This is a genomic window from Sorangium sp. So ce1014 (genome assembly GCF_051521505.1).
In the GTDB taxonomy this organism is placed as follows: Bacteria; Myxococcota_A; Polyangia; order Polyangiales; family Polyangiaceae; genus Sorangium.
Map to the genome: position 1 here is coordinate 4,100,820 of NZ_CP150356.1, position 16,345 is coordinate 4,117,164.

General features: G+C 71.5%; 12 protein-coding genes. 5 read left to right on the top strand and 7 right to left on the bottom strand.

Features of this window, described 5'->3' with window-relative positions:
• Positions 1 to 87: 87 nt before the first annotated feature.
• Positions 88 to 912, top strand: a complete 825-nt coding sequence (locus WME75_RS15555) for a lysophospholipid acyltransferase family protein (protein WP_437491380.1) — start codon at positions 88 to 90, stop codon at positions 910 to 912.
• Positions 913 to 930: 18 nt separating this feature from the next.
• Here WME75_RS15555 and WME75_RS15560 read toward each other — a convergent pair whose 3' ends face one another.
• On the bottom strand, positions 931 to 2,112 hold the full coding sequence (locus WME75_RS15560) for a lipin/Ned1/Smp2 family protein (RefSeq protein WP_437491383.1): 1,182 nt from the start codon (positions 2,110 to 2,112) through the stop codon (positions 931 to 933).
• Between the two features lie 162 nt (positions 2,113 to 2,274).
• Between WME75_RS15560 and WME75_RS15565 the strand changes: the two genes are divergently transcribed.
• The 3 genes from WME75_RS15565 (at position 2,275) to WME75_RS15575 (ending at position 6,763) form a co-directional block, all read left to right on the top strand.
• A complete protein-coding gene (locus WME75_RS15565; protein ID WP_437491385.1) occupies positions 2,275 to 2,931 on the top strand; it encodes a hypothetical protein in 657 nt (218 codons plus the stop codon).
• Between the two features lie 44 nt (positions 2,932 to 2,975).
• Positions 2,976 to 5,135: a serine/threonine protein kinase gene (locus WME75_RS15570; RefSeq protein ID WP_437491388.1), complete on the top strand. Its 2,160-nt coding sequence runs from the start codon at positions 2,976 to 2,978 to the stop codon at positions 5,133 to 5,135.
• Positions 5,136 to 5,272: 137 nt separating this feature from the next.
• Complete coding sequence (locus tag WME75_RS15575; RefSeq protein ID WP_437491391.1) at positions 5,273 to 6,763, top strand: tetratricopeptide repeat protein; 1,491 nt, start codon at positions 5,273 to 5,275, stop codon at positions 6,761 to 6,763.
• A gap of 49 nt (positions 6,764 to 6,812) precedes the next feature.
• On the opposite strand, the gene WME75_RS15580 is transcribed toward WME75_RS15575, so the two are convergent.
• From WME75_RS15580 to WME75_RS15590, 3 genes are all read right to left on the bottom strand, one after another.
• Complete coding sequence (locus tag WME75_RS15580) at positions 6,813 to 7,526, bottom strand: hypothetical protein (RefSeq protein WP_437491393.1); 714 nt, start codon at positions 7,524 to 7,526, stop codon at positions 6,813 to 6,815.
• A gap of 224 nt (positions 7,527 to 7,750) precedes the next feature.
• On the bottom strand, positions 7,751 to 9,085 hold the full coding sequence (locus WME75_RS15585; protein WP_437491394.1) for an NAD(P)/FAD-dependent oxidoreductase: 1,335 nt from the start codon (positions 9,083 to 9,085) through the stop codon (positions 7,751 to 7,753).
• Positions 9,086 to 9,316: 231 nt separating this feature from the next.
• Complete coding sequence (locus WME75_RS15590; protein ID WP_437491397.1) at positions 9,317 to 9,823, bottom strand: DUF2505 domain-containing protein; 507 nt, start codon at positions 9,821 to 9,823, stop codon at positions 9,317 to 9,319.
• Between the two features lie 349 nt (positions 9,824 to 10,172).
• Here WME75_RS15590 and WME75_RS15595 point away from each other — a divergent pair, with 349 nt between their 5' ends.
• On the top strand, positions 10,173 to 10,598 hold the full coding sequence (locus tag WME75_RS15595; RefSeq protein WP_437491400.1) for a response regulator: 426 nt from the start codon (positions 10,173 to 10,175) through the stop codon (positions 10,596 to 10,598).
• A gap of 90 nt (positions 10,599 to 10,688) precedes the next feature.
• On the opposite strand, the gene WME75_RS15600 is transcribed toward WME75_RS15595, so the two are convergent.
• The 3 genes from WME75_RS15600 to WME75_RS15610 all read right to left on the bottom strand — a co-directional run bounded on the left by WME75_RS15600 (position 10,689) and on the right by WME75_RS15610 (position 16,274).
• Positions 10,689 to 12,899 (bottom strand): protein kinase domain-containing protein, encoded by a 2,211-nt coding sequence (locus WME75_RS15600; RefSeq protein ID WP_437491403.1) that lies wholly within the window; start codon positions 12,897 to 12,899, stop codon positions 10,689 to 10,691.
• Between the two features lie 90 nt (positions 12,900 to 12,989).
• The gene (locus tag WME75_RS15605; protein WP_437491405.1) at positions 12,990 to 14,381 is read right to left on the bottom strand and encodes a pyridoxal phosphate-dependent aminotransferase; all 1,392 of its coding nucleotides are present in this window, start codon (positions 14,379 to 14,381) and stop codon (positions 12,990 to 12,992) included.
• Positions 14,382 to 14,453: 72 nt separating this feature from the next.
• Positions 14,454 to 16,274, bottom strand: a complete 1,821-nt coding sequence (locus WME75_RS15610) for a hypothetical protein (protein WP_437491408.1) — start codon at positions 16,272 to 16,274, stop codon at positions 14,454 to 14,456.
• Positions 16,275 to 16,345: the final 71 nt, after the last annotated feature.

Below are 16,345 nucleotides of genomic sequence, written 5' to 3' on the forward strand. Positions count from 1 at the left end.
AACCCGATAGAGCACGCCGGCGCGCGACGCAGGTGCGCAAGGTGCTACGCGTTTTCGCCCGACATAGAGAGTGGTAAGCGCTGTAGTATGGATCTCAAGAGCGCCTGGCTGATAACGCGCCAGTGGGTTCCTTTCACCCTGAGGACCATGTTCTATGGCACCGTATCGCTGACGCTGGGGCCTCTCACACCGCAGCGCTCTGCGAGCCTCTGGGCGATGCGGCGCTGGTGCCAGGCGAGCGCACGCGGGCTCGATATCGATATCCAGGCGAGCGGCCTAGAGAACGTTCCTCCTGGGGTCTTTATCTACTGCTCCAACCACCAGAGCGTGCTCGACATCCTGGTGCTCGGCGCGGTGCTGCCGGGCGACTTCAAGTGGGCAGCGAAGCGCTCTCTCCTGAAGATCCCGTTCCTTGGCTGGCACCTCCAGCTCGCGGGCCATGTACCGGTGGATCGCACGGTCGGCTCCCGCGCCGCGGTCGAGGCGATCTCGCGGTTCGAGCAGGTGCTCCGGAGAGGCGCGCCGCTGCTCGTGTTCCCGGAGGGGACGCGGAGCGAGGACGGCGTGCTCCGGCAGTTCAAGAACGGCGGCTTCTATGCCGCCGTCCGCGCCGGCGTGCCCGTGGTGCCGGTCGCCATCGAGGGCACGCACCTGCTCATGAAGAAGGGGGCGATCGACTCGGGCGACGGCACCCAGCGGCTCGTTCAGGTGCGGGTCGGCGCGCCGATCTCCGTGTGCCCGGAGGGCCGCGAGGCGGCGCGGGTGAGCGATCTCCGCGAGCGCGCCCAGGCCGCCGTGAGCGAGCTCCTCCGGTCGATCGGCGGTCGCGTCGAGGCGTCGACCGGCGCCGGCGCCGGCGCCGCCTCGGAGCCGCCGGCGAGCGGCGCCCGGACCGAGCAGGCGCCCGGCTGACGCGCCGGCGCGCCCGGATCAATCGCAGAAGCTGGGGAGCTCGTCGATCTCCGCGAGCAGCTCGGCGTAGTCCTCGATCGTTCGGCCCCCGCGGGCGTCGTCGTCGAACTTGTAGAGCACGCGCCGCGTGAGGGGCACGCCGGCGTTTTCGTAAGCCTCCGCGTCGGTCGCCGTGTTGCCGAAGGCCCACGCGGGCAGCATCTCCCTCCTGTCGAAGAGCTGCTGCAGCTCCGCCGTCTTGTACTCCGCAGCGTCCTCACCCGTCGCGCCGGTCAGGCCGAGCGTGGTGTGCACGATGCCGGACGGGAAGCCGTAGGCATCGAGGAAATCGCGCGTGCGCTGGACGAGCCACTCCGGCCGAGCGGTCAGGTACATCGGGCGGTAGCCCTTGGCGACGAGCCGGTGGAACGCCGCCGCGGCGTGCGGCTGAACGCCGGGCAGCTCGCCGACGAGAAGGGAGGTGAACTCCTCCGTCTCCGTGCCGGTCAGCGTCCCATCGACGTCGCTCACGAACATCGCGGCGCCCCGGGGGACGACCTCGAGGAAGAGGTCGGCGCTCGACAGGTCGCCGCGGACGACCATGTGGACCCGGTGCCTGCCCACACCGAGCCGCTGCGCCGCAGGGATCTCGAAGTAGACCCGGCCGCCGTCGTCGCTCACGCCCTCGACCTCGGCGTGCGTCGCGTCCGCTTCCGTCGTGGTCGTCGAGCCGAGGCGCTCCCACACGCCACCGCAGCCGCGGAGCACATAGATGTCGACCCGCTCACCCTTCAGATCCTTGTCGGTGAGCCCGTAGGCGAACTTACCGATGATCCACTGCGGCTCATCCGGGGTCAGGTAGAGATCGCGTCCGCGGTGGTTGGGGAACCCAGCAGCCGTGATGATGTACGAGGACGTGTGATTCCATGAGAGCTCCTCGCCTGGATCCGGCGGCGCGGAATCGCACCCGCGAACCAGGTCGCACAGGGGGCCCGGCGGCCCGCCGCCGCTCGAGAGGTCGCCGCCCTCACCGCTCGATGGGTCGCCGCCGCTGCCGCCCTGGCCATCACCGCTGCCGTCCTGGCCATCGGCGCTGCCGCCCTGGCCATCACCGCTGCCGCCCTGGCTCGATGAGCCGCCGCCCGGCGGCTCGTCGACCGGCGCCCACCCGAGCGTCGCGTCGGCCGATCCGCAGCCGATCGTGAGCATTGTTGTCGCCATGACAAGAAGGATCCTGGTCTGCATCGCGCCCGAGTGTGACCGAGTCGACCCCGTCCGAACAACGACCTTTCCGGTGATCGACGACCGCGCAAGACCTCGCGGCGGATCGCGCTCGCCCCTTGCGCGCGGAGCTGACTCCGGGCAATCGTAGCTGCCCCAACGATGCCCAAGCCCAACCCGAAGGTGCTGCTCCGCCAGGCCGGTGACTACCTCAAGGCTCACCCGGAGGAGATCGTGAGGGCGCTGCGCGGCGCGCTCGGCCTGCGCTTCGGCGTCCCGATCGATGCGCTGCGCTACCTGGCGCGGGAGCTCAGCGGCGGCAAACGCGCGCCCAAGGACATCGTGATCGAGGCCGCGCCCCCCGGCCTGCGCCTCGCGCTCACCGTGAAGGTGATGGGCGCCCCGATCCGGGCCTCGTTCGCCGTCTACGCCGAGGAGCTCGATGTGCGCGCGGACGCCATCCAGGTCGGCCTGCGGATCGCCGACCTCAAGCTCCACGTGATGGGCGACGAGAGCTCGCCGATCGCCGGGCTCATTAACTCGGGGACGATCGATCTCGACAAACCGGGCAACCTCGTTTCCTTCATGCCGAAGCGGCCCGCCGCGCTGATCGACGCGAAAGATGACAGGATCACCCTGGATCTGCTCAAAATTCCCGCTGTCGGCGGGAATCCGGCGGTCGCGCGGGCGCTGCGCATCTGCGCGCCGGTGCTCGGTGTTCGTGCGCTGAAGACCAAGGATGACCACCTGGACGTGCACCTCAAGGCCACCCCCTCCGGAGTCGCCGCCGCGATCGCCGCGGCGCGCGCGGGCGTCTGAGGGTCTTTCCGGTAGGGGTTGTCGCCCGCTAGACTTCATCGCGCATGTCTCGGCTCCCCGAGCCCTCACCGGCTGCGCTCTCGCTTCAGTTCCTTGCCGAGATCGCGTCCGGAGCGACCACCCGCGTTGATCTCTGCAGGTCGGTAGGTCCGCACCGGCCCGGGGAGCTGCTCGCCGTCAAGCGGCTGCACCCGCACTTCGCCGAGGACCGGACGGTGTCCACCCGGTTCTTCGACGAGGTGCGCACGACCGCGGCGCTCAAGCACCCGAACGTCGTCGAGGTCGCCGGCTGGGGGACGGACGACCAGGGCTCGTACTTCGCCGTCGAGCTCGTGCAGGGCGTGAGCCTCGCGCGGCTCATGAAGACCGTCTTCGACACGGGCGAGGTCTTCTCCGAGCGGCTCGTCGTCCACATCGGCGCGACGCTCTGCCGCGGGCTCGGCGCGGCGCACGAGCTCCGCTCGCCGAGCGGCGAGCTGCTCAACCTTGTGCACCGCGATCTCACGCCGGGCAACGTGCTCGTCGGGTTCCAGGGCGAGGTGAAGGTCGCCGATTTCGGGCTCGCCAAATCGTCGCTCCGCGTGATGACCACGGCCGTCGGGGCGCGCCGGCGCGTGACGACCTACATGGCGCCGGAGCAGGCCCGTGGGGGCCCCGCCGACAGGCGCTCCGACCTGTTCTCGCTCGGCGTCGTGCTGTTCGAGCTCTTCTCGGGCAAGCACCCGTGGCCGTCGTCGAGCGACTACGAGCTCCTGCGGAACATGACGACGCAGCCCGCGGCCGACCTGCGGGAGCTCCGGCCGAAGATCGACAAGGAGCTCGTCGCGATCGTGATGCGCTGTCTCGAGCGGGACGCGCCCTCGCGCTTCCAGAGCGCGGACGAGATCCTCGCGCGGCTCGAGGGCTGGCTGCGCAGCCACGGGTACCTCGAGGGGAACGAGGAGGCGCTCGGTCGGTTCGTGCGGCGCAACGCGATGAGGCAGATGCGCTGGTTCGAGCGCGCCGTCTCCGGCGGCTTCGCCGGGGTCGCCAAGGCGCCGCGCCCCTCGCTTTCGGCCACGACGACGACGCACCCGCGCCGGCCCTCCGCCGACGTCGCGCGAGACAGGGGGACGAACGCCGCCGACCGGCTCCGCCGGAACGGCGCGGCGCGCGGCCCTGACGACGATGCGACCGACTTCGAGACGCGCGGCGGCGGCACGTCATCGCCGCTGCCGTCGGGCCCCGGCTCGCGCGGAACGGACACGGTGGACGGCAGCTCGCGCCGGCGCGGGACGCTGCCCTCCGAGACGGCCGACGAGAAGACCGTCGTCGTCGGGAGCAGCGGCCGCGGGCGCGGCGACCCCGCGTCCGGCAGCGGGCGGCAGCGCGGCAGCCAGCCTTCGTACGGCTCCATCACCTCGCAGGACGCCGAGCCGCGCTCGACGTCCACGACGACGCCGACGTACGCCGAGCCGCCGCCCTCGATCACCGCCGCGGCCGCGTTCTCCCTGGAGCACGACGCCGGGGCTGCTCCCCTGGCGCAGGGCGCGCCGGAGAGCGCGCAGCAGCTCCACGCGGAGGTCGACCGGCTCACGACCGAGGCGATCCGGAGCCGCGAGGAGGCGCGCTTCGCGGTCGCGCACGCCGAGCGCAAGCTGGCGCTGGCCAAGGTGGCGGCGCACATCTCCGAGATGGCCGCCGAGGTGCTGCGCCTCTCCGCGAGCGCCGGCGCAGAGAGCGCGCAGCGCCGCCTCGACGAGGCGCTCGCGCTCGAGCGGGCGATGCACAAGGTCATGTTGGCGCCGCTCACGCTCGCGCCCGAGGCGACCGCGCTGCCTGTCGCGTGGGGCAACGAGCGGCAAGTCATCCTCGCCCAGCTCGGCCTCGAGCACCTGGCGTCACCCGCGGCGCCGTCGCCCCCGGCCCTCGGCGCACCCTCGCCTGGGCTCCCTCCGGGGCGCCGGGACGCCGGCGCGGCCCCGCAGATCGCGACAGCGGCCGGCGCGAACGGGGGCGCCGCGGGCACGCCGGCCGCCGCGTTCGCTGTCCAGGGCGACGCGTCCGGCCCCGACACGCGGGCCAACCCGCCGAGCTCCGTGGAGGCGGTCGCGTTCCAGGCCAGCCTCCGGCCGATGCTCCTCGGGGTACCGCGCGCGCTCGCCCTCGCGGTCGCGGCGGCGGCCTTCATGGCCTTCGTCCTGCTGGCCTGGCTCTATTCCTGACGCGCAGGCGCGACGCGCGCCCTCGGAGCTCCGCTGTCGCGCGCGCGTGCGCGCCGAGGAGCCCGCTCTTGCGCGGGCGCGCAGCGCCGAGACGTCGCTTGATCCCGGTGGGGCACGGCGGCTACCGTCCTAGGATCATGAGCGAGCAAGGCGACTGGGTGCTGATCGGCCTGGACGAGAACATGGCGCGCCGGCAGGGGATCCCCGCGCGCATGCCGGTACCTCGGGGCGAGTTCGAGGGGTTGGCCGACAAGGGCCTCAGCATCGACGCCGCCCGCAAGTGGATCAAGGACTTCCTCACGAACTCCGAGCCCGGCAAGAGCGGCGTCTGGCGCAAGCAGAACAGCACGCTCGTCTCGCAGTTCGAGGCCTTCCTCGACAAGACCCCGGTCTGGGAGCGCGCGCAGAAGGCCTTCGGCGAGCGCGACTACGAGAAGGCGATCTCGGCGCTCAAGCGCATCGTCACCATGGACCCCGACGACCACGCCGCGCGGCTGAACCTCGCCTCGGCGCAGGCCAACATGGGCGACCACCCCGCGGCGCTGAAGAGCTTCCAGGCGATCCGGAAGACGTTCCAGGGGGACGCCGACTACCACGTGGCGGTCGGGCAGGTGCACCTGGCGATGCAGAAGAAGGACGCCGCCCTCGACGAGATGGTGCTCGCGCTCGAGGCGAAGCCCGACTGCCAGCCGGCGCTCGACGCGATGGTGCAGCTCGGGGTCCTCGTGCCGATCTACGAGAACCCGCGCGACGCGGCCTCGCTCGTCTACGTCCGCTCCGACGCGGTGCTCGACTACCTCACGGGCCAGTGGGACGCAGCGCCGCGCGACAGCGCCTTCTATCTCGAGCAGCTCGCCTACCACGAGCGCGAGCTCCGCCACGACGTCGCGCTGGCCGCCGCCGACCGCGCCGTCGCGGGCGCGGGCGAGGGCGAGCGCGTCGAGCGAGCGCACCTCGCGCGGATCGCCGCCCTCCGATCGCTCGGGCGCATCGATGAGGCGCTCGCCGCGGCCGAGGCGCTCCTGAAGACGGCGCCGTCCTCGTCCGGCGCGTGGGTCGAGCTCGCGAAGTGCCTCTCCCAGGCCGGCCGCGGCGAGGAGGTGCCCGCCGCGATCGAGCGCGCGCTCGAGAGCGACCCCGGCGATCTCGCCGCGCTCTCGCTCCGGTTCTGGCCGAGCGACCCCGCGGACATCCAGAAGGTCAACGCGGCGATCCCCGCGCTCGCCACCTTCGTCGCCGCGCACCCCGACAGCGCCGGCGCGCGCCGCTCGCTCGCCCGCGCCGAGCTTGTCGCGGGCCGGATCGACGACGCGCTCGCCGGCTTCGCCGCGGCCGTCGCGCTCGCGCCCGGGGACGACGACCTCAGGGCCGAGCACTGGAGCGAGCTCGGAAAGCAGCAGCGGTACCAGGAGATCATCGCCGACGCCGGGAAGCTCTCGGATCTCTCGAAGCGCGACTGGAAGCTGCGCTGGAACGAGGCCGAGGCCTACGCCGCCCTCGGCAAGAACATCGAGGCGCGGGCGGCGTTCTCGGCCATCAACTTCGACGAGTCGCTGCACGTCGACGTGCGCCGCAGGGCCAAGCGCGCCGTCAAGACGATGGACGAGACGCCGCCGGTCGTGACGTGACGCGAGGGCCCCGGTCGTGACGTGACGCCGGGGCGCCGGCGGCGCGCGCTCAGAGCGAGCCGGAGACGCCGAGGCCGAGGGTGTCGCCGGTGACGATCGGCTTCACGGAGAGGGCGACGTCGTTGCGGACGAGCTTCTTCTGCGGCGCGGCGAGGCCGCCGATGAACATGGCAGCGCCCGCGACCTGAGCCAGCCCGTCGACCATGAGGACGAAGACGCCGCCGCCCTTCGCGTCGGACGTGCCGATCGTGATGAAGGGGCCGGCGAGGGGGATGTAGAGCGGGATGTAGCTCTGTCCGGTGCCGCCGCTCGCGCGATCCGCGCTCTCCGCGACGAGCCCGACCATCGCCGAGAGGATGTACGTGACGCCGAACGTCACGGCGCCGCCGATGATCAGGCCGCGGCGCGCCCTCTCCTCGACGCGGTAGCCCTCGGGGACCGCCTGCCCTTCCTCGTAGTTCATGATCCTCGGGCCGACGGGATACGTGCCGGACTGCTGCCCGTATCCGGGCGGCGGGCCATACCCAGGAGGGGGGGCGTATCCGGGCGGCGGGTAGTAACCGGGCTGCTGCCCGTAGGTGGCGGGGGCGCCGTACGGCGGGGGAGATCCATAGGGCGCGGCCTGCGGCTGCGCTTCAGCCGGAGGGGGCGCCTGCGCGAAGGTGGAGGATGCGCCGAGCAGGACTGCGGCGAGAGATGCTGCGCTGGCGAAGAGGGCTCGGGATGGGTGCGCCGAGGCGCCCTGTCCGGGATAGATGTGCATGGTCTACGACGCTAACGCAGCTCGCGCGCAAAGGTCCAGACGAGCGCAGGATACCGCTCTGCCGTACATGTGCTCTCGGGCGCCGCGCGGCCTCCATCCCGGGCCCGGCCCGAGCGACGCCGCGAGCGGGGCCTGGGCCCGCGGTGGCCGAGCGAGGCGCCCCGCCGTGCCTTGCGCGCGGTCGACCGGCGGAACGGGCCACGCAGCGGCGCGTCCGGCGGCGCCTAGGCGCGCGTGCGCGCGTGCTCCAGCGGCTGGCTCGCGAGCGCGCCGCCGTCCTTGCGCGGTTCGAGCGCCGGCGCGTGGTGGTCCTCCAGGAGCCGCGGGGTCTCTCCCGTGATCAGCCGCGAGGCCCGCTCGTAGGTCAGGTACGACAGGGCCCACGAGAACAGCACGAGGAACCGGCTGCGGAAGCCGATCAGGAACAGGACGTGGACGAAGAGCCACGCGAGCCACGCCGGGAACCCCGAGAGCTTCACCTTGCCGAAGTCGGCGACCGCCGCGGCCCGCCCGATCGTCGCCATCGAGCCCTTGTCGCGGTACCGGAACGGCAGCCGCGGCAGCCCCTGCACGGTGCGCGCGATGTTGCGCGCAGCGTGGCGGCCTGCCTGGATCGCCGCGGGCGCCACGCCCGGCACGGGTGTCCCGTCCTCCTGCTTCAGCGACGCGAGATCGCCGACGACGTAGACGTCCTCGTGGCCGGGCACGGTCAGGTCCGGCGCGACCAGCACGCGCCCTGCCCGGTCGAGCGGCACGCCGAGGCTGCGGGCGAGGGGGGACGCTGCGACGCCGGCCCCCCAGAGCACGGTCTTGGCCTCGATCCGCTTGTCGCCGATCGAGACCCCCTCGTCGTCGATCTCGGTGACGAGGCAGCGCGTATGCACCTCCACCTTGAGCGCCGCCAGCTGCTCTCGCGCCTTCTCGCCGAGCTCCGGGACGTACGATGGCAGGACCTGCCCTGCGCCCTCCACGAGGAGGATGCGCGTGTCGCGCGGGTTGATGCGCCGGAACTCGTGCCGGAGCGTGTGTCGCGCGAGCTCCGAGAGGGCCCCGGCGAGCTCGACGCCCGTTGGGCCCCCGCCGACCACCACGAACGTCATCCATGCGCGCCGCCGCGCCGGATCGGGCTCGCGCTCGGCCGCCTCGAAGGCGAGGAGGACGCGCCGGCGTATCTCCAGCGCATCCTCGACGGTCTTCAGCCCGGGCGCGAACGACGCCCACTCGTCGCGTCCGAAGTAGGAGTGCGACGCCCCGGCCGCCACGATCAGCTTGTCGTAGCCGAGCTCGCCGTCCTCGAAGATCACCCGCTTCCGCGCCGGGTCGATCGCCGTCGCCTCGGCGAGGAGCACGCTCGCGTTCTTCTGCTTGCGGAGCACGCGCCGGATGGGCGCTGCGATGTCGCTCGGGTTCAGGCCCGCGGTGGCGACCTGATACAGGAGGGGCTGGAACGTGTGGTGGTTGTGCCGGTCGATCACGGTCACCCGCACCGGCGCGCGCCGGAGCGCCTTCGCCGCGTAGAGACCGCCAAAGCCGGCGCCGAGGATGACCACGTGCTCCATGCCGTGGCCCTGTTCCCTGTGAGCCGTATCAGCAAGCGGGATTACATAAAATCGCGCGCTTTGACCTTGGACGAGCGGGTCGATCCATCCACCGGGCGTGGGTTGGGCGGAAAGACGGTCGCTCGCGCTCCTCGCCCGGTGACATGGCCCGCCCTTCGCCTGGCGGCGCTCGCTTCCGGTTGCCTGGCGGCAGGCGAGCGGCGTCCGGCCGATCGGCGGATGCCTGGGCGGCTAGATCGCTCTGCCCTGGGCGATCCACTTGTTCATGAAGACGGCGCTTTCCTCCCACCCTTGCCGCAGCTCCTTCTCGGCGCTGCTCTCGAGCAAGCCGCCGATTCCGAACACCTTCGCTTCGATGATGAGCTCGGCGATCCGACGCACCTTGTTGTCGCCGATCGCCTCGACGCGCACCACGCCCTCGTTGCGCATCTTGTCGGCCAGGGTGCTGGGCGTCAGCTTGAAGCTCCACACCTTCGTGGCTTTGTTCAGCCTGCCCTCCTCGGTATAGCGGAAGCCCGAGCCGAGCAGCTTCTCCACGGGGCCGGGCAGGTTCATCTTCGGCTTCCCGGCCGACTTCCGGATGATCTCCGTCGCCGTCTCGACCTGCTCCGTGATGGTGTACTCGGGAAAACCGAGCTCCTTGCGGTAGAGCTCCTCGTTGAAGGTCTTGTCCAGGAACAGCTTCCAAAAGGTGTCGACGTTGCAGTTGATCTCGTTCGTGACGGTGAACTTGCCCATGGATCGTTCCTTTGCGGTGCGGATGTGGTCTTGCTCCGCGTCTACCGCGGCCCGTCCGTGGCGTCCACGCCTCGCCCGGGGCCGCTGAACACAGGACATGCGATGACGGGGCGTCCGTCTTCGCTGTGCGGACCTCGCGCTCACTGCGTCGAGCGCGAGGTCCGGCCGAGCGTTTGCCTGCGAGCGAAGGCGCGAAGCGGACGCGGGATCCGGGTTGGGCCGAGTCGACGCCGGCGACGTCCCGAATGGAGAACCGCGGCGCGCGGCCTTGTGGACGCTCGCTCCGCGCGATGCGGAGACCGGCGGCGGGCTTCCTGCGCTTCCGTATCCATGCAAACATCGTCATGCTGTGACGTGCATCCTCGTCATCGATGACGACACCGCGATCCGAGGCATGTTTGGGCGCGCGCTCCGTACGCTCGGGGACATCGAGGAGGCGAACGGCGGGGCGCCGGCGCTGCGCCGGCTCGCCGCGCGCAAATTCGATCTCGTGGTGCTCGACCTGCACATGCCGCTGGTCGACGGCTTCAGCGTGCTCGACTCGCTCTCGGCCAAGGGGGCGCTGAACCGGGACACGCCCGTCTTCGTCGTGACCGCCGATGAGTCGCAGCAGGCCCGCATCCGCGCGCTGCGGCGGCATGCGATCTTCCTGCTCTCGAAGCCGGTGAACCTCGCAATGCTTGTGTCGCTCGCGGAGTCGTCCCTGAAGAAAGCTGCGTCTCGCGCCACCCCGCTGCCCGAGAAGCCGCAGGCCGAGAGGCCGAAGAAGGACTGAGCGCGCCCGCGGCGGCGAAGCTCGCGGCGGATGCACCGGTACGCGGAGGGTTGCGGAGACCGCTGCCGCACCCGGTCCGACGGCGCTCGCTTACCGCGGCGCCAGGTCGAGGGGGGGCGGCGAGGCAGGCCCGGGCGAGCGCCGTGGAGCCTGGCTGGGCGCGGGGGCGCGCGGCGGAGGCGGCGGGGGGCGAGGCGGGTTCGACGGCCATCCAGGCCGCAGCACGGGCGCGCCGGTGACGGGCGGCGCCGGCAAGGGCCCCGGGACGCGCGGCACGGGGGCGCCGGTGACGGGCGGCGCCGGCAAGGGCCCCGGGACGCGCGGCACGGGGGCGATCGGGGGCGCCGGGTACGGCGTCCCCGGCGCGGGCGCGGCGCCTCCGGGCACATACGCCGGCTGTCCGCTCGGGAGAGGCGCGGCTGCGTCGGCGGGGACCGCGGCGTCGGCGTCTGCGTCGGCCGGGGTGGCCGCGTCGGCGGCCAGCTCCGCCGCGGCGGCGTCGGCCGGGGCCGCGGCGTCAGCGATGGCGTCGATCGCGGTCGTCGCGGCCGCGGCTGCGTCCTGCGCCGCGGCTGCGTCCTGCGTCACCCCGGCGTCGGGCGGAGCCAGCGTCGGCCCGGACGCGCTTGGACGCGCGAAGGGCAACCCCAGCGAGCCGAACGGCAGGCCGCCGGAACGCCGGACCAGCAGGAACGCTGCCGCCGCGGCCAGACCCAGAACGATCAGCGTGATCAGCGCCACGCGGACGAGCGACCCCTTCGTCCAAGCCGGGCGCGCGCGCTGCTCGAGCGTCGGCGCGACCGCGCTCGTGGGCGCGTTCGCGTGCGCCGCCCCGACGTGCAGCGGACCGACGTGCGCCGCCGGCCGGCCCACAGGCAGCGGCGGCGGGATCATCGGCAAGGGCGGCAGCCCTGCCGCGAACTCGAGCGGCGAGCTCGTCGCGTCGGGATGCGACCTGCGGGTCGCGTCCGGGTTCGACTTGCGCATCGGATCCGGGTTCGAGCGGCGCGAGCTGGTCGGCCCCGACATGCGCGAGCTCGCGGGGCCCGACATGCGCGAGCTCGCGGGGCCCGACATGCGCGAGCTGGCCGGCCCCGACATGCGCGAGCTCGCGGGGCCCGCCCCGGCGGAGGGCGGCGCCGCGTCGGCCGCGTCCTCCGGCGCCTCCGGCCCGTCCTGCAGGATCGGCAGCATGGAGATGCGCCGGAGCATCACCTCGGTCGCGTCCTCGGGGCGCGCGGCCTGCGGCTTGTGCGGGTGGGCGCGCTCGGCGAGGATCCGATCGAGCTCGTCGATCGCCTGGTCGATCCGCTCCTTGCGCGCCTCGGCGACCCCGGGGAGCAGCTCGCGGACGAGCTGGCCCACCTGCTTGTCGTTAGTGCTGTTGCGGATGGCGATGCTCACCTGCTCGAGATCGCGGCGCAGCTCCGCGGCCGTCTGGTACCGCTCGTTCGGGTTCTTGGCGAGCGCCCGCATGATGATGCGATCGAGCTCCGGGTGGACCTCGGGCATGATCTCGCGCGGCGGCTGCGGGTTGCGGTTGGCGATCTGCTGCATCGCCTCGAGCGGGCCCTTGCCGCGGAACGGCGTGTGGCCCGTCACGAGCAGGTAGAGCAGCACGCCCATGGAGAACAGATCGCTGCGGCGATCGAGCGCGCCGCCCATCACCTGCTCGGGCGAGAAGTACCCCGTCTTGCCCTTGATCGCGCCGACGCGGCTGATCTGCGCGCGCGCCCGCGTCTTCGCGACGCCGAAGTCGACGACCTTGACCATGCCGTCGAAGGTCACCATCACGTTCTCGGGCGTGACGTCGCGGTGGATGAGGTTGAGCAGCTCCCCCGTGTCGTCGCGGACCTCGTGCGCCGCGTGCAGGCCGGCGCACGCGTCGATCATCACGTGGAGCACCCAGCTGAGCGGCAGGAGCGCGCGCTTCGCCTTCTGGTTCGAGAAGATCTTCGCGATCGGGGCGCCGTCGATCCACTCCATCGCGAGGTACGGCCGATCGCGGACCTCGCCGTACGCGAGGATGTGCACCACGTTCGGGTGGAGGATGCGCGACGCGGTGCACGCCTCGTCGAGGAACATCGCGCGCGCGTCGTCGTCTCCGCGCATCGCGTCCGACAGCAGCTTGACGGCGACGATCTGGACGGTGCCGTTGGGCCGCCTGAGCCGCCCAGCCCACACGGCGGCCATGCCGCCCACGGCCGCAGGAAACAGCAGCTCGTAGGGGCCGATGGTATCCCCCGGCTGGAAGTTACCGGGGTCGTCGTCGTTCCAATCACTCCACGGATCTTTGGCCACGCGCTCCCCCACCATGTCGGAAGACGTGCAGCGCGACAAGACCTGGCGCTCGGCCCCGTCTTCCCGCTCCGCTGCGCGGCGCCTCCGGTGTCAGGCCCGGCGACGCTCGCCTACCATGCGCTCGAGCCGCCCGAGCGCCCGGACGAGGACGTCCTCGCTCGGGCCAAACGAAAAGCGGACGTGGTGACGGAACCGTGACGGCCGGCCCGCCCGGCGCTTGCCCGGGTTGACGTCGAAGAACTCGCCCGGCACCACGATGATCCGCTCCCCGAGCGCCGCCCGGAAAAAGCCGTGGCCGTCCGAGAGCCCCGGCGGCAGCTCGGCGACCGAGCCCCAGACGTAGAACGTGCCCTCGGGCGCCACGTCGATGGTAACGCCGATCTTGCGCAGCCCCGCGAGCATGAGCTCGCGCTTGCGCGAGAACGCGCGGTGGATGGCCGTCGTCTCGGCGCGGGTGTGCTCGATGGTAAGCAACTCTGCCGCGGCGCGCTGCATCGGCTTCGAGCCGCCGCCGTCGAGGAAGCTGCCGGCGCTCGCCACCGCCTCGATGACCTCGCGCGGCCCCAGGGTCCAGGTGACGCGCCAGCCGGGGTAGCGCCAGTTCTTCGTCAGGCCGTCGAAGATCACCACCGGATCGCGGTCGACCTCCTCGACGTAGCGCGCGGCGCTCTCCATCGGGGCGACGTCGCCCATCCCGTAGACGTAGTGCGAGTAGAACTCGTCGAGCAACAGCGCGCAATCGAGCTCCTTCGCGGTGCGGACCCAGGCGGCGAGCTCCTCGCCGCGCACGTGCTTTCCGGTCGGGTTGCATGGGTTCGAGGCGAGGATCGCGCTCAGGCCGCGGCCGAGGATCTCGCGGCGGAGGTCGCCGACCGAGAACGAGTAGCCCCGCTCGCCCTCGAGCAGGATCGGGATCGGCGAGAACAGCCGGAAGACGTCGAGCAGCTCCTCGTACGCGGTGTAGTCGGGCAGGAAGTGGCCGAGGTTGATCTGGCCGAGCGCGGCCGCGGCGCGGGTGAGGGCGATGCGGCCCCCGCCCGACACGGCGACGTTCTCGGCCGTGTAGCGCGACGGCATGCCCCGCCGGTACGCACGGTTGTACAGCGAGGCGACCGCCTCGCGCAGCTCCCACAGCCCGGCCACCGGCGCGTATTCCTGGTCGTCGCCGGCGATCGGCACCGCCAAGCAACGCTCGGGCGCGCCAGGGAGCGGCCCCGTCTCCGGCTGACCTTGCCCGAGGTTGCACCAGCCGTCCGCCGCCCCCTCGTCGACGCCCGGCTTGAACCCGAGGCGCGCGGCCTCGGCCGTCACGTAGATGACGCCCGTCCGCGGGACCTTCCGGAAGGCGTGGACCGCCCGCTCCTCGCCGCGCTGGGCGGGCCTGTGCTCCCGTTCCGCCGGCGCCCCGGGGTCGCTCGGGCGGCCCTCGTCTCCCTGGAGGTCGCCGGTCTCTTCAGGATGCTCTCGCTCTACGTCCGTCATCGTTCGCTTCCAGGCGTCTCTCCAGGCGTCGTTGGTTCTGTATCGAGGGGGGGCACGCGGACGGGCGGCGCCTCAGGCCTTCTGGGCCACCGGCTTCGCCTCGTCGGCGCTCGCCGGCTCGTGGCGCCGCGCCCACGGCATCGGTTTACCCGAGAAGAGGCAGAGCAGGTAACAGCAGAAGGCGAGTGAGACCGCGGTGAGCGCCGTGTACTTGTCGTCGTTGTAGTGGAACGTGATCCAGATGAACTGGCTGAGCGCCGCCAGGCCGAACAGGGGCACCTCGATCTGCCGTTTCAGCCGCGTGAGCGGCGCGCTCAGGATCATGAACGAATAGTAATAACAGGTGAGCTGCGAGAGCAGAATGACGAAGATCTGGGCCAGGCACTGGGCCACCCACAGCGAGCGGATCCGCCGGCACACGTAGACGAAGCCCGCGAAGCTGGCGGCGATGATCCCGTAGGCGATCCACCGGTATTTCGCGTAGCGCTCGTTGCGCATCCGCTTCCAGACTTCGAACGGATCGACGAGCTTCGTGTCCTTCGTGTACTTCATCCGGCCGGACTCGACGCCGGTCCCGGGCTTGTGGCCGACGAGGACGCGGAGGCCCATGTGGTTCGTCAGCGGCGTCTGGTCGTGCACCTTGAGGGTGTGCTCGTAGAACTGCACGTACGAGTCCTTGCCGGAGACCTTCATGCTCACCGGGATGAGCACGGCGGCCGCGAGGACGCCGCCGATCAGGACCTGCACGTGCGTTCGCGCCATCCGCTTGTGGCGGACGAGGTAAATCCCCGCGACGGTCAGCCAGCCGATCACGGGCAGGCCCGGGAAGATGCGCAGGAGGCCGGCGTAGACCATGCTCGCGCCGGCGAGCTTGAAGTAGCGCTTGCGGATGAGGCAGGCCGAGAGGACGAGGTAGAAGAGCCAGTCCTGCCGGAGGAACGCGCCGCCGGTCCAGTAGAACGGCGCCGACGACTGGCAGCCCCAGAAGATCGCCGCGACGGCGAAGACCCGCCACCCGAAGGCCCAGTAGATGGCGGCGAACATGCCGAGCAGATAGAAAATATCGAAGCTGGCGAGGAACTGGAGGTAGCCGGTGCTGGCCGGCTGGAGGTCCCCCCAGAATTTGCCCATGATCGTCCAGACCGGCGGCGGGTTGTAGCCGTGGTCCTTCTGCATGTCCTCCCAGTAGCCCTTGTCGGAGGACGTCCGGAAGAACTGCACGTCGGCCTTGAACTTCTCCCAGCGTTCCGGGGCGAAGTGTGCCTTGCAGATCTCGGGTTGGCCGAGCACCTCGCTCGCCGGCATGAGGAGGTTGTCGCCGCCGAGGTTCCGGATCTTCTTGTCCGGGTGGCGGACCTCCTTCGCCATGTCCAGCTTGACAGGCCGCCCGGTGTCCTCGTTCGTGTACGTGACGAGCCCGAGCTCGTCCTGCGCGATCAGCGCGCACTTGTAGAGGCCGTCGTACCCCATCTCGGGGAAGTACTTGGCCCCCATGTAGTAATGGAACTGATCCCATCGGTGGTAATACTTGGCGTAGCCGAAGCGGAAGCCGTTGAAGTAGGCGACGATGGCGGCGACCCCGAGGGCCACGCCGACGTACCGCTTCCAGCGCTCCGCGATCGGCCGGCGCATCCCCTCGCGCTGCGTCTCGTAGAAGACGCAGAGCGCGGCGCCCATCGCGATCAGCACCTTCGCCAGGTCCACGGCGCGGGCGTGCTCGTCGATGTACCGGTGCAGGCCATAGAAGAACAGCGCGACGCCCGCGGCGACCGTGCCGTACCGCGCGAGCACGCGGAGGCGAGGCGGGGCGAAGGCGTTGAGCGCGTACGCGGCGCCGAAGTAGGCGCAGAACGCGGTGACGATCTCGATGATTTCTTGTGACGTGAGCTTCATTGCCTGCGGTTCGGGATCGGGATCGAGGTGACGTGGGGGGCGCGCCGGCGGGCCTCTGCGCCGGCCTGCCG

Coding starts and splice junctions, on each gene's coding strand:
- WME75_RS15555 (WP_437491380.1), top strand. CDS start 88: ATGGATCTCAAGAGCGCCTGGCTGATAACGCGCCAGTGGGTTCCTTTC.
- WME75_RS15560 (WP_437491383.1), bottom strand. CDS start 2,112: ATGGCGACAACAATGCTCACGATCGGCTGCGGATCGGCCGACGCGACG.
- WME75_RS15565 (WP_437491385.1), top strand. CDS start 2,275: ATGCCCAAGCCCAACCCGAAGGTGCTGCTCCGCCAGGCCGGTGACTAC.
- WME75_RS15570 (WP_437491388.1), top strand. CDS start 2,976: ATGTCTCGGCTCCCCGAGCCCTCACCGGCTGCGCTCTCGCTTCAGTTC.
- WME75_RS15575 (WP_437491391.1), top strand. CDS start 5,273: ATGAGCGAGCAAGGCGACTGGGTGCTGATCGGCCTGGACGAGAACATG.
- WME75_RS15580 (WP_437491393.1), bottom strand. CDS start 7,526: ATGCACATCTATCCCGGACAGGGCGCCTCGGCGCACCCATCCCGAGCC.
- WME75_RS15585 (WP_437491394.1), bottom strand. CDS start 9,085: ATGGAGCACGTGGTCATCCTCGGCGCCGGCTTTGGCGGTCTCTACGCG.
- WME75_RS15590 (WP_437491397.1), bottom strand. CDS start 9,823: ATGGGCAAGTTCACCGTCACGAACGAGATCAACTGCAACGTCGACACC.
- WME75_RS15605 (WP_437491405.1), bottom strand. CDS start 14,381: ATGACGGACGTAGAGCGAGAGCATCCTGAAGAGACCGGCGACCTCCAG.
- WME75_RS15610 (WP_437491408.1), bottom strand. CDS start 16,274: ATGAAGCTCACGTCACAAGAAATCATCGAGATCGTCACCGCGTTCTGC.